This is a genomic window from Shewanella sp. MTB7, assembly GCF_027571385.1.
In the GTDB taxonomy this organism is placed as follows: Bacteria; Pseudomonadota; Gammaproteobacteria; order Enterobacterales; family Shewanellaceae; genus Shewanella.
On the sequence record NZ_CP085636.1, the window covers coordinates 5294586 to 5307867 of the forward strand.

Sequence of the window (13282 nt, forward strand, 5' to 3'; positions counted from 1 at the left end):
AGTCAATAACTTAGGTTACTAATATAAGTTATTCATGCCGCTGATTAAAAATTAACCCTTGAATAATATTCTCAAAAGCTCTAGTTTTTTCACTATTGGAAACTTTGTAGCTACAAAAAATAAACATCTGACCATTAAAGAGTCAGAACAGATTGAAGTAACAAAAAATTATAATAAAATTAGAGGTTAACAATGGAATTTATTACAAGCGCTATCACATACATCAACGGCATTGTCTGGGGACTCCCCATGCTTATCGCCATTTTAGGCGTCGGCCTGTTCCTGACCATAGGTCTGAATTTAATGCCGATCTTAAAACTGGGTTCAGGATTTAAGCTCCTTTGGCGAGGCCGAATTCCTGAAAAAGATAAAAAAGTAAAAGGTGAGATTAGTCCTTTTAATGCCTTAATGACTTCACTTTCTGCAACAATTGGAACCGGTAATATTGCCGGTGTCGCCACCGCTATCTTCCTCGGTGGTCCCGGCGCACTCTTCTGGATGTGGTGTACAGCACTGGTCGGCATGGCAACCAAGTTTGCCGAGGCTGTACTAGCCGTTAAATACCGAGAAATCGATGAAAATGGCAATTACATCGGTGGTCCCATGTATTACATCAAAAATGGTCTCTCCAAGAAATGGGCTTGGCTTGGCACCGCTTTCGCTCTATTTGGATCCATTGCAGGTTTTGGTATTGGTAATACAGTACAAGCAAACTCAGTCGCCAACGCGATCGAGTCAAACTTTGGTGTCGCCTCTTGGATAACCGGTCTCGTTATGATGATCTTGGTCGGTCTAGTCTTGATGGGCGGAATTAAACGTATCGCTGACGTCGCCGGTAAACTCGTCCCATTAATGGCAACCTTCTATATTGCAGGCGGTATAGCGGTACTGATTGTTAACGCCGCAGAATTACCAGCAGCGCTCATGCTTATCTACAAGAGTGCCTTTACTGGTACCGCCGCAGAAGGCGGATTTGCGGGTGCCGCGGTTTGGGCCGCGGTTCGTTTCGGTGTCGCACGTGGTGTGTTCTCTAACGAAGCAGGATTAGGTAGCGCGCCAATTGCTCACGCAGCAGCCCAAACTAATAACCCCGTAGCTCAGGGTTTAGTTGCCATGTTAGGTACGTTTATCGATACCTTAGTCGTTTGTACCATTACTGGCCTTGCCATTATCGTCACCGGCGAGTGGACCAGTGGTACTACTGGTGCAGAGCTCACCTCGGCAGCATTTGGTTCATCAATCCCATACGGTAACTATATTGTAGCTATTGCTCTGTCTATCTTCGCCTTCACGACTATTTTAGGCTGGAGTGTTTACAGCGAAAAATGTGTTCAATATCTGCTTGGCGTAAAAGCTGTTGTTCCTTTTAGGGTACTTTGGATTCTAGTTGTCCCCATCGGCGCAGTAAGTTCATTAGAATTTATCTGGTTACTGGCAGATACATTAAACGCCATGATGGCCATTCCAAACCTTATCGCTTTAGCCTTATTGAGCCCTATTGTGTTTAAGCTGAGTAAAGAGTATTTCCGCAAAGAAGCTGAAACAAACAGCGCTGAAGTGAAAGTCGAAGAATCTTAATGCCCCCTTTTAATTTGTCATAAATATAACCGCCCTGATTGATCAGGGCGGTTTACGGAGTTGAGCATGACACAAGCACTAAAAAAGACCCCTTGTTATCATTTACACCTAGAAGCTGACGCTAAAATGGTGCCTTTTGCAGGCTATGATATGCCTGTTCAGTACGCTCTAGGCGTCAAAAAAGAACACTTACATACTCGCGCTGCCGCAGGGCTATTTGATGTCTCTCATATGGGTCAACTTAGGCTGCACGGCACTGGTGCTGCCAAATTTCTAGAGAGCTTGGTTCCGGTGGATATCATTGACCTGCCTCAAGGTAAGCAACGTTACGCACTTTTCACCAATGAACAAGGTGGATTACAAGACGATCTTATGGTCAGTAATCTAGGCGATCATTTTTTCGTGGTCGTAAATGCGGCCTGTAAAGCCCAAGATATCGCCCATCTACGCACTAATTTACCTGAAGATGTTACCCTTGAAGTCTTAGAAGATAGAGCACTATTAGCACTGCAAGGCCCCTTAGCCGTCAATGTCATGGCAAGGCATATTCCTGAATCTGCAGCCATGGTATTTATGGACTCAAAAGTGCTCAATTTCGCTGGCGTAGAGTGTATTTTTGGCCGAGCGGGTTACACAGGAGAAGATGGCTTTGAGATATCTATTCCCGCCGAGCACGCCGAACGATTAACGCGACTTCTGCTCGCTGAAGCTGAAGTTGAGTGGGTAGGGTTAGGCGCTAGGGATTCCCTTAGACTCGAGTCTGGACTCTGCTTATATGGCCATGATATCAACACAACTACCACACCTGTCGAAGCCAGTTTACTCTGGGCCATCAGTAAAAATCGCCGTTCTGACGGTCTGCGTGCTGGCGGCTTTCCTGGCGCAGAGATCATACTCGACCAACTTGCCACGAAAGATATCAGCCGTAAACGTGTCGGCTTGAAAGGACTTGGCAGGGCGCCAGTACGTGAAGGAGCTGAGCTGTTCAATGCCGAAGGAGACAAAATTGGTGTCGTCACCAGTGGCACAGCAGGGCCGAGTTGTGGATTTCCAGTTGCCATGGGCTATGTCGCAACTCACTATGCACGCTTAGATACAGAGATTTTTGCAGAGGTCAGAGGGAAGATGCTACCAATGCAAATTGCCAAAATGCCTTTCGTCGAGCAGAGATATTTTCGAGGTTAGTTAGTCCTGTATGAGGGCATTAAGTTGACCCAATTGAGCATAACCAAAATCCACCTTCTGCACCCGACTTCTCAATTGAGTGGCATAAGGGGAATGAGTTCAATCTTAAAAGAGTCTCTCTATCAATAAGGAATTATATGCAGGTTTTAGTACTTGGTGGGGGAGTAATAGGCTTAACGTCGGCCTGGTATCTGGCACAAGCAGGTCATGAGGTCACAGTCATAGAGCGTCAGCAACACAGTGCTAAGGAGACCAGTTTTGCTAATGCCGGTCAGATATCTTACGGTTACTCCTCCCCTTGGGCTGCACCTGGAATACCCACCAAAGCGTTAAAGTGGTTGATTCAAAAACACGCACCGTTAAAAATTAAACCCTGCATTTCACCAGAACTCTTTTCTTGGGCAAGTAAAATGTTGGCTAACTGCAATCAAGCCCGTTATCAAGTGAATAAGTCACGCATGTTGCGCGTGGCCAATTATAGTCGCGACTGTTTAATTGAGCTGAGACAACATCATGCCATCGATTACGAGGGGCGTCAGCTAGGTACTTTACAAGTGTTTAGGCAGCATGCCCAGATAGACGCGGTGGCCAAAGATATCAAGCTGCTTCAAGAGAGTGGCACCCGATACCAAGAGCTCGATGTCGAGGCTTGTATTCAAGCAGAGCCAGCATTAGCCAATGTACGAGACAAGATTGTAGGAGGCTTGCGCCTACCGGATGATGAAACCGGTGATTGTTATCTGTTTTGTCAGCAATTAGTCACCTTAGCGAAACAAGCTGGCGTTACTTTTAAATTCGGCACTGAAATCCTAGGCCTCAACCTGATGGATGGTAAAATAAGTTCAGTATCGACCAACGAAGGTGAGCTCAGCTCTGAGGCTTATGTGGTCGCAATGGGCAGTTACTCAGCCTCCTTATTACAACCATTAGGCTTATCTATTCCCGTCTATCCCGTAAAAGGCTATTCATTAACTTTGCCTGTACTTAATAACGAGCGCGCTCCTGTATCTACTGTGATGGATGAAACCTATAAGGTCGCCATCACCCGCTTTAATCAACGTATTCGTGTCGCTGGCACGGCTGAACTCTCGGGATATAATCTCGATTTAAGCCAGCAGCGAAAAGAGACCATCGCTATGGTCGTCAATGATCTGTTCCCACAGGGTGGTGACATGGAGCAAGCCGTGTTTTGGACAGGACTCAGGCCTATGACCCCTGATGGCACGCCAATTATTGGTAAAACACCTATATCAAACTTATTTACCAATACAGGACACGGCACCCTTGGCTGGACTATGGCCTGTGGCTCAGGAAAATTACTCGCGGATCTAATCAGTAACCTAATACCGGATATCGATCCTAAAGGGCTAGATATCTATCGCTATTAACCTCCAAATAATCTCATCATCTTATTAACATGGTAAAAGATAGATTAGAAATGATAGATTTAGATTAGAAATGATAAAAGTAACACACGATGTAGTAGGAGTGTTTAACACGTAAACTCAGACCAAATAACCTCTCCGATTAGCTCACTACCTGTTTTTTCTCCGTCGGAACACATGTTTTCCATCTAGGAGGTTATCTCGTGCTTAATGATATTTCACTGTTCGTCAAAATCTGCCGCTTCAACTCATTCAACGATGCAGCGAATCAACTAGGACTCTCGTTGGCCACCATAAGTCGTAAAATCAATCAATTGGAAAAGAGCTTAGGCACAAGTTTATTTTTTCGTGATAAGAATGGATTAACACTCACTCTGGCAGGTAATGAGATCTTAAGTGCTTGTCAGCCCTCAATTGAACATTTAGAGGAACTTCTCAGTTCCTTGGAAGTAAAGAACTACTGTGATAAAGGCAGCGTCATGTTTGTTGCCCCAACCAACTTCATATCTCGATTATTTAGCGAAAAATTTTTCGATGAATTCTTTAATGAACATCCGGATATAATGGTGAATTTTGACCTGAGTAATGAGCGCTGCAACCTCAACCAGAAACAGTTTGATCTTGCCATGCGTTTTGGCGATTTAGAAGATTCAGGCTTTATTTGTAAAACCATAGGTAAAGCGGAATATATCTTAGTCGCATCGCCTAAGTTAATTGAGGAGTATGGCCAACCGAATACCTTAAGCGAGCTAGATGTATTGCCGAAAATTATCTTCTCGCCCATTCGTAACTGGCAATTCACATCAACTAAAACGGGATTAGTCGACTACTATCCTCAGGGTGACTTTCTCTCTAATGATGTTTCACTGTGTATTAGTCGAACTTTAGCTGGTCATGGCGTCGGTTATTTAGCCAAACTCTATATCAAAGAGGAGTTATTGAAGGGGGAATTAGTCACACTATTACCTCAGTATAAGCCGCAACATCGCTTAATAAATTTGCTCTGGCCAAGTAAACCGGTCCCCTATCGAACCCGACTATTAATAGATTATTTGGCCAAAAAGTTAGCTAAACCAAGCTAAGTAGAAAAAGTGTGGTCAGATAATCTGACCACAGGTGTGACTAAGGATTGGTGGAGGCAGTTGGCTCATTATTACTGGGTTCTATTAACTTCGCTTGCTCGGCTTTGAAGAGAGAAACGGCAAGTTTAACATCCTCCACAAATACTTTCTTATCCCCTTTATCGCTAATGGGCAGCACCAGATAATGTATCCCGCCATCGGGGTTTTTTACTCCACTCGCGATAAGGGCATCTCCTTCACTCGCAGTGCCAAAGTAGTCGGAGACAATATCCATATGACTCACGCCAATACTGGCTAAGTACTCAGGCTCCGTATTATCAAAAAGTAAAATATCACCAGACTTTGAAATTCTTGCTAACTCACTTTCAGTTTCACTATCAAATGGATAATTAACCGTATTTACATACTTAATACCCTCAGCTTCAATAAACTCATAAAGCTCAGTACTAAATTCATTAATAGGTTCAGATAACCAGCTACTCTCTTTGACTGGTTCAATATCAACGTCTCGAGACTGAACATTTGAAGTCAACTGTCTAACAACACTGGGGACCGGAGGGCTGTCAAGGTCGAACACCTCTTCAGTACTTATTAACCTCTGTTCATCCTTAACTTGATGTTCACTCGAACTGGGTAGATACTGATAAGCCACAACTAAAAAACTTCCCAGAAATGCGGTTCCTAGCAACAATTTAACTGGTTGCATCACTTTTCCTCCTCTTGCGATGAAGATATGTTCTCTATCGACAAAGATCTAACCCGTACCGATAGAGAGTCTTATACTAATAGACTAGATGTATAAATTATTAGCCCAGCTCACGTTAACCTGACGGTTAATCTGGGTCCAACTGCTGCTATCATTATGGTTTTTCCAAGTAAAATCTGTGTACCAAGTACACCAATCTCGGCCATAGTAATAATCAGTTTTTCTCCAACCTGCATATAAATTAAATCGAGTACTCGTTTGACCATCTTCCAAGACATTTTTTCTATAAACCACCGCAGCCTCAGGTTTAAAGTCTGATCTCATCACTACTGGTAGCTGATTTTTGTCAATTAAATTACCTGCATTGCAGCTAGTCCAACTCGACAATAACCAGTTTTTAGGCGGGGTGTTGTTACGAATGGTTTTATTCTCAATGTTCCAGCTTATGGTATCGTTGTTTTGACTAAAGTCAGCAACAGTTTCAAACTCCGCCTGATCATAAGTCACACGATGACTCCAATCGACTCCTCCACCTATAGTTGGCGATTGCCCAGCCGTAAAGCCTAAATTAAAACCTATCGCTTCGCTCACACTCGCTGTGGCAATGGAGTTTGCTGGCGCATGATTAATATGCCTTAAGGGGGAGCCACTTACATAAGCCACTTTGAGTTTAAAAGCCGTTGGTACCGAGTAGCGATAATCTCCTCCATAAGTATATTCGTACATGGTCGCCTTAGAGGGAACATTAGTCATATCGAAACCTGAGCCCCCTTTAAGTATCAACTTAACTTCTTTAACCCCTGTCGGCACATGAGATTGATTCCAAACATTTTGCACTGTATAGATTAATCGAATCTTTTTGGCTCTTGCATCAGCATCATCTAGCTCAAGTAAACTTGAAGTGTAAGCTTTCAAAGTATCTTCAGCATGTGCAGCACTAGCAGTTCCACAGAGGCCAAGTAGAATTGCAGTATATAGTTGTCTCTTCTTCATTCTCATATTTCCCATATAGTGAGTCAGCAACCCAAGAATAGGGCTGCTGGCGATTTTAGACTTTGAGCTGGGGGTATTGGGAATCATAAAACCTCATGGCTTAATATAAACCAACTGACTCTCCCCTCTATTTTCAGCTGAATATAAATTCAACTTTCAAGATGCTTTACTCAACGGTAAAGACCTCAAAAACACCATACATGACTATATTGACTTCTAGAATGATCAAAAATAGGAACATAAATCTCAAAATCGAGACGGTAGAAGTCATTTAGTTCGAATAGCGCGAGCTGAATGGCAAGTTCCGCTAATACGAGTCAAGTCACTTTCTCAGTCGCTGGATATTGGAATTTGGGAAGAGAGGATTAAACTGAGTATTTACTCATAATTCAACAGGGGTAAAAAAGAGGCTACCAATATAACAGAAGCAGTGATTCTGTTACGCTATTTTAGGCGGAAGTTCGATTAAGATAAGAGCGTCCCAATACCAGCAGCATGATCCCGCCTAATACCATACATGAGGCGATAACCAAACGCTGTGACACGACTTCATTAGCGAAGAGTACGCCACCAATGGCAGCGATAATTGGCACTAGAAGTTGCACTGCTGCCGCTTGTGTTACCGACAAGCCTCTAATGGCAAAATACCAAACTGAATAACCAACCCCAGAGGCTATCGCACCTGACATCACCGCCAACATTATACCCGCTTGAGACAGGTTAGCATTTTGAATTGTGACAAGAAGCAAAATAGCGATAAAAGGTAATGTTCTCATAAAATTATAAGCCGTATCTGAGATTGGATCTGTACATCCCCTGCCTCTTACGGTGTATACGCCCCACGCAACGCCTGAAATAGTCATTAAGATAAAGCCTGTCATTGATGGCGTGCTTAGACTCGGCATCACTAAATAAACAAATCCGCTAAAAGCGATCACAACTCCAGTCCACTCAAGGTAATGCAACCGATTACCTGAAAATATGCTTATCAAGATCATCGTGATCTGCACCGCACCAAACAGGATTAACGCACCGATCCCTGTATCGAGAGAAACATAAGCATATGAAAAAGTCACCGCATAGAGGAAGAGTAAAAAACCAGCTAACCAAGATCCCTTGGCTTGATTACCACCTAGTACAGTAGACGATTGCCTTTGCTGGATAAACTTAGCCAGTAACAAGATAATCACTAGCACTAAGATCCCAGACAGCAACCGAATGACGGTAAAACTTGCAGCATCAATGGCTTCATCACCTAACGCCAGACGACAAAAGACTGAGTTACCAGCGAATGCTAATAATGCAAAACCAGTCGCCAACAGGATTTTTAACTTAGCTGGATTCATCACAAGATTGATCCTATAAAAAATGACTAAAATAAATTACTGACACATAGTTAAGTATCTGCAGATACAAATATTTGAACGAAAATTCCTGCCAACAATCAACATCATAAACTGAATTTATTCAGTTCTTAAGTTCAGTAGTCACCACTAATTTACTGTGTAACGTCTTATGAACCGGACACTTTTCCGAAATAGCCAACAAGGCTTGTTTTTGCTCATTACTGAGATCACCGATCAACTCTATCTCTCGAGTTAACGTGTCTAACTGCCCCTTGCCTGACTCACAATTCTCACAGTCCTGTATATATGTTCTATTATGAGTAAGATCTATCTTAATATCTTGTAATGGCCACTTTTTTCGCTCCGCATACATACGCATTGTCATGGAGGTACATGCACCAAGTGCAGCTAGTAGATGCTCATAGGGATCTGGCCCCAGATTTTTACCTCCAACCTCTAAGGGCTCATCAGCCAGCCATGTATGGCTATCGCTAATGATGGTTTGAGTAAACTTATGATCTCGTTCTTCAACTAGAAGGTGTCCTGAGGCAACCTTTTGCAACGACCGAGGAGAAATTGAAAAGTCCAGATAACGACTGCTCCAACTGGCAATCACATTGGCGACGTAATCTGCATCAACTTTATTGGTTAACAGATGATTGGCTGAATCTAAACTTACGAAGCTTTTAGGGTGTTTTGCCTGAGTGTATATACTTTCCGCCTGATCAATAGAAACCGTATCATCAACGGGCGAGTGCATCACTAGTAGGGCTTTTTTATCCAAAGTAAAACCCTGTTTAGCATGTTGTGCCAGATCATCTATAAACTGTTTTTTAATGGTAAATTGTCGGGGGCCTAAATTGACATGTGCTAGCCCCTGGGACTTAATTTCATCCATTGAAGCAGCAAAGTTATGTTCTACATGCTCAGGACTTGCAGGAGCCCCGATGGTCACAACCGCCTTGCTTTCAGGGATCTGATTGGCAATGGCTAACACTGCAGCTCCGCCTAAGCTATGACCAATAAGTAACTGCGGCGCGTCATATTCATCCCTTAAAAAATCAGCTGCTGCTTTAAGATCATCAAGATTGGAGGAGAAGTTAGTATTAGCAAAGTCACCATCACTATTACCCAAGCCGGTAAAATCAAATCTGAGGACGGCAATTCCTTGCTGAACCAGTGCACGGGAGATCCGTGAGGCTGCGGCAATATCTTTACCACAGGTAAAGCAGTGAGCAAAAAGCGCATAAGCGCCTATCTCTCCAACGGGCCGCTCTAACAAGCCAGCTAAGATCACACCTTGACTGGGAAACTCGATTTTTTCTCTCATCTTAATAACCTCGTAGTAAGGGCAATTTATCGGACATTTAGAGTATGTAAGTGAAGCTTACGACATGACTCAATATGAGACCTGACCAAACAGTAAAAGCTTTCCTATTGGTACATTACCTCAAAGACTTTAGATTATCAGATACGCATCACACTTCAGGCTTAATCTAGATATAAGTCTGTCGACAAAAATCACAATTCACATTAAATTATATAAAATTTACATTACATTACTAAGAACTTAGGTAAACAAACCACACCTAGCACTTCAGAATACGCAACTCTAATAAACTTAAGCATTAACATAAGTCCAACCCCTGTCTTTCTTCAAGATAAGGGAACTCTTTGTAGTGCATATTCTCTCAATAATGTTTTCAGTTGTTATGGATAATAAAAAAATGAAAAAACACTTTGAACTCATCGATAAACAAACATTTTTTGGTGCATTAGCGCTCCTTTTCGCCGTGGTCATCCCCTTAATTATTTTCCCTGAAGAGGGGGCTGAGTGGATTGCTGTAGCAAAAACGTTTATGACTGACAAATTAGGTTTCGCCTATTTAGGCTTAGGCTTATCTGCATTTTTCTTTATGATTTACATCGTTTTTTCTGATATTGGTCAGATCAAGTTGGGGGATCCAGATGAGAAACCTGAATTTGCCCTTGCCTCTTGGGCCGCCATGCTTTTTTGTGGTGGCATCGGAGCCAGTATTTTGTACTGGGGAACCATTGAGTGGGCCTATTATTACCAAAACCCACCTTTCCAACTAGAAGCTGGCAGTGAAGAAGCGATTCGTTGGGCTGCGACCTATGGTCTTTTCCATTGGGGACCCATTGCCTGGTGTATCTATATGATCCCAGCGATCCCTATCGCCTACTTCTTCTATGTTCGCAAACAACCTGTACTCAAAGTTTCAGCGGCATTGATGCCTGTGATTGGTGAAGCCAATAGTGTTGGTAAGTTAGGTAAGTTCATCGACATCCTGTTTATTTTTGGTTTATTAGGCGGCGCTGCAACCACTTTAGGTTTAGCTGCTCCACTGATTAATGAGGGAATAAGTTATCTATTTGGCATTCCGGCAACGACCGGCAGTCAAATTGGTGTACTCATGTTATGTACCGCATTATTTGCCTACTCCTCTTATCAAGGTATGGACAAAGGTATTAAGGTACTGAGTAACATTAACTTTTGGGGCGCATTAGCCTTATTAGCTTTTGTACTTGTTTGTGGGCCTACCATCTTTATGCTAGAAACCGGTCTGGATTCAATCGGCCGTATGCTATCTAACTTCTTCGTTATGGCAACTTGGGCAGAACCTTTTGGTGGCATGGGTCCATTTGAAGATACTCATTTCCCACAGGATTGGACCATTTTCTACTGGGCGTGGTGGTTGGTCTTTGCGCCAAGTATGGGTCTGTTTGTTGCTCGAATTTCTCGCGGAAGAACCATCAGAGGCATGGTCGCAGGTGCGGTGTTCTTTGGCTCACTCGGCTGCTCAATGTACTTTATGATCTTAGGGAACTACGGACTGTCGTTACAGTTGTCTGGACAACTCGATGTGATCAGTATCTTGAATATCGAGGGCCCTACTCGCGCTATTTTTGCTATTTTGGAACAACTTCCTTTTAGCACGGTAGTCATCGCTGTATTTACCTTGTTATGTATCATCTTCACCGCAACGACTTTCGACTCAATCTCATATATTCTGGCATCCGTTGTACAGAATAATGTCACAGAAGATCCGATGCGTTGGAACCGATTATTCTGGGCCTTTACCCTCTCCTTAATGCCATCAACATTGATGTTTATGGGCGGGTTAGCCACATTGCAAACCGCAGCGATTGTGGGGGGACTCCCCTTGCTAGTCATTGCAGTCATGTTGATGATTTCGGGCGTTAAAGCCGCAACTTTTGATTTGAGCCATCAAGATGATTATGTGGATCCGGTGATCCACATTTCTGAGCTACCTGACGTGGATCCTTGGAGCAAAGAGGGTCAAGCCCTAGCACGTTTCGAGCTACTACGTGATAGCGCAATTGAGGCTGCAGACCTTGAACGTGAAGCGTTAGACGCTATCTGGTTACTCAAGAAGCAGCTACGCAGAGAAGCACTTTCTCGAGGCGAATCTAGCTTAGATCTTGGTGATGCACCTGATGAAATCATCACTGAGCTATACCGACTGGGCGAAGAAGCAATGAAAGCGAAGGAGCGTAAATTAGAGGCTTCTGAGCAATCACAAGCCGCTCGTACAGCCTTTGATGACCTTATGCGTGACAAAGCTGACGATGAGCAGCTACTCGCTCAAGAGGAAGTTAAAGCTGCCATTCAGGCCAGACTCAATAACCCAATTTAATCGTTGATTAAGCTATAGCACTTAATAAAAAAAGCGGGTTTGCCAATGGCAAACCCGCTTTTTTATTATTTATCTTAGTTATAAATATATATTAGAAATAGTAAGACATCGCAATCGTAAAGCGACTGTTCCAGCTGTCATCGGCATCATCAGCCAATCCAAGACCATCATCACCTAGCCAAACCGCATTCTTGCCTAAGTAATGATCGAAATAGATATTAAACTTGCCATAGCTGACATACATACCAGTAGTATTCACATAAGACTTATCAAACTTTTCCAAGTCAGGTGAAACCACTGAGTAATCGTTGTAGAAGGTAATAGAGCCCCAAGTCGTTGGGATCTTCTTCGAAAGGTTAGCTGCAATAGTACTGGCTTTGGCGGCTGCACCGTAAGTGCCATTACCTAGCCCCATTATAACGATATCAGTATCAATCAGACCATCATCGTATTGATCGAAGTCTACTGCGGCATATTGCAGTTGTAACTGGTAGCCTTCATAAGTAGCGTCGAAAAATGCAGTGTAGTTTAAAGTATCACCATTTTCACCAGCTTTATTATCATAGAGTTGACCAATCTCAACCGACGCGCCCACTAATAGCGCGAAGTTATCTTGATCATAACGATAAGATTGGCGAGCGGCGATAGTATTAGAGCGTGTAGAATTGTAAGCCATAACATCACCGTCGGCATTTGTATATTCTACGTTCGAAACCGTACCAGCGAAATCACGACCGTCGCCATAAGCTGAACCCGTTAAATAAGCAATTTCAGTTTGGAAACCATCGGCGTAACGGTAGTCCATCGACGCACCTAGACCGTAATCATCTTCGATACCGTAGTAATAGTTTACAGAGTACCACCAGTTATGGGATGTCAGGTTGTTACTGCCCGAAGGCTTGCGGATTAAACCCGCATTAAAGGTAAGATCGTCACTCGCTTTATACCAGAAATAACCATGCTTTAAATAGTCATAGCCACTCTTCAAACGGTAATTGACGGACACCCCGTACTCATCATTTTCCCCGAAAGAGTCATCAAAAGTTAGCATCACTTGTGAAAAAGAGATGTCACCTTTACGATCTTCTAGCTCTTGAGAGAAATCGCTGTAATCATAAGTAAATTCGACTCCACCACCCAAACCAGCAACTGCTGCTGTCGATGTAGAAGCTAAGAGAAGAGCAAGTGACGCAGTTATTTTATTAATTTTCATTTTATGTTCTTAAGGTTAATACTTAAACCAGCACTTAAGCCTATGCCAATTCACTGCCGGCTTCATTTTCCAGCTTAGGTATTATTATTGTTTTTATGCCGTATTATGTTTACA

The 13282-nt window shown here is 43.0% G+C and carries 10 protein-coding genes; 5 read left to right on the forward strand and 5 right to left on the reverse strand.

What is annotated here, in order from left to right; genetic code table 11:
• The first annotated feature begins 192 nt into the window (after positions 1-192).
• The 4 genes from HWQ47_RS23005 to HWQ47_RS23020 all read left to right on the forward strand — a co-directional run bounded on the left by HWQ47_RS23005 (position 193) and on the right by HWQ47_RS23020 (position 5230).
• A complete protein-coding gene (locus HWQ47_RS23005; RefSeq protein WP_269968322.1) occupies positions 193-1578 on the forward strand; it encodes an alanine/glycine:cation symporter family protein in 1386 nt (461 codons plus the stop codon).
• Between the two features lie 66 nt (positions 1579-1644).
• Positions 1645-2763 (forward strand): glycine cleavage system aminomethyltransferase GcvT, encoded by a 1119-nt coding sequence (gcvT, locus tag HWQ47_RS23010; RefSeq protein ID WP_269968323.1) that lies wholly within the window; start codon positions 1645-1647, stop codon positions 2761-2763.
• A 125-nt stretch (positions 2764-2888) separates the two neighbouring features.
• Positions 2889-4151: a D-amino acid dehydrogenase gene (locus HWQ47_RS23015; RefSeq protein WP_326515413.1), complete on the forward strand. Its 1263-nt coding sequence runs from the start codon at positions 2889-2891 to the stop codon at positions 4149-4151.
• A gap of 200 nt (positions 4152-4351) precedes the next feature.
• The gene (locus HWQ47_RS23020) at positions 4352-5230 is read left to right on the forward strand and encodes a LysR family transcriptional regulator (RefSeq protein ID WP_269968325.1); all 879 of its coding nucleotides are present in this window, start codon (positions 4352-4354) and stop codon (positions 5228-5230) included.
• A gap of 40 nt (positions 5231-5270) precedes the next feature.
• On the opposite strand, the gene HWQ47_RS23025 is transcribed toward HWQ47_RS23020, so the two are convergent.
• The 4 genes from HWQ47_RS23025 to HWQ47_RS23040 all read right to left on the reverse strand — a co-directional run bounded on the left by HWQ47_RS23025 (position 5271) and on the right by HWQ47_RS23040 (position 9605).
• On the reverse strand, positions 5271-5936 hold the full coding sequence (locus tag HWQ47_RS23025; RefSeq protein ID WP_269968326.1) for a hypothetical protein: 666 nt from the start codon (positions 5934-5936) through the stop codon (positions 5271-5273).
• Positions 5937-6020: 84 nt separating this feature from the next.
• Positions 6021-6929, reverse strand: coding sequence for a leukocidin family pore-forming toxin (locus HWQ47_RS23030; protein WP_269968327.1), 909 nt, complete (start codon positions 6927-6929; stop codon positions 6021-6023).
• A 449-nt stretch (positions 6930-7378) separates the two neighbouring features.
• Positions 7379-8275: a DMT family transporter gene (locus HWQ47_RS23035; protein ID WP_269968328.1), complete on the reverse strand. Its 897-nt coding sequence runs from the start codon at positions 8273-8275 to the stop codon at positions 7379-7381.
• Positions 8276-8396: 121 nt separating this feature from the next.
• Positions 8397-9605 carry a bifunctional alpha/beta hydrolase/OsmC family protein gene (locus HWQ47_RS23040; protein ID WP_269968329.1) on the reverse strand — a complete coding sequence of 403 codons (1209 nt, stop codon included), beginning with the start codon at positions 9603-9605 and terminating at the stop codon, positions 8397-8399.
• Positions 9606-10002: 397 nt separating this feature from the next.
• Here HWQ47_RS23040 and HWQ47_RS23045 point away from each other — a divergent pair, with 397 nt between their 5' ends.
• On the forward strand, positions 10003-11955 hold the full coding sequence (locus HWQ47_RS23045) for a BCCT family transporter (protein ID WP_269968330.1): 1953 nt from the start codon (positions 10003-10005) through the stop codon (positions 11953-11955).
• A gap of 91 nt (positions 11956-12046) precedes the next feature.
• Here HWQ47_RS23045 and HWQ47_RS23050 read toward each other — a convergent pair whose 3' ends face one another.
• Positions 12047-13168, reverse strand: a complete 1122-nt coding sequence (locus tag HWQ47_RS23050) for a hypothetical protein (protein WP_269968331.1) — start codon at positions 13166-13168, stop codon at positions 12047-12049.
• Between the last annotated feature and the right edge of the window lie 114 nt (positions 13169-13282).

Bases quoted from the DNA above. Each gene is read 5' to 3' on its own strand.
- HWQ47_RS23005 (WP_269968322.1), top strand. From the start codon at position 193: ATGGAATTTATTACAAGCGCTATCACATACATCAACGGCATTGTCTGG.
- gcvT (WP_269968323.1), top strand. From the start codon at position 1,645: ATGACACAAGCACTAAAAAAGACCCCTTGTTATCATTTACACCTAGAA.
- HWQ47_RS23025 (WP_269968326.1), bottom strand. From the start codon at position 5,936: ATGCAACCAGTTAAATTGTTGCTAGGAACCGCATTTCTGGGAAGTTTT.
- HWQ47_RS23030 (WP_269968327.1), bottom strand. From the start codon at position 6,929: ATGAAGAAGAGACAACTATATACTGCAATTCTACTTGGCCTCTGTGGA.
- HWQ47_RS23035 (WP_269968328.1), bottom strand. From the start codon at position 8,275: ATGAATCCAGCTAAGTTAAAAATCCTGTTGGCGACTGGTTTTGCATTA.
- HWQ47_RS23040 (WP_269968329.1), bottom strand. From the start codon at position 9,605: ATGAGAGAAAAAATCGAGTTTCCCAGTCAAGGTGTGATCTTAGCTGGC.
- HWQ47_RS23045 (WP_269968330.1), top strand. From the start codon at position 10,003: ATGAAAAAACACTTTGAACTCATCGATAAACAAACATTTTTTGGTGCA.
- HWQ47_RS23050 (WP_269968331.1), bottom strand. From the start codon at position 13,168: ATGAAAATTAATAAAATAACTGCGTCACTTGCTCTTCTCTTAGCTTCT.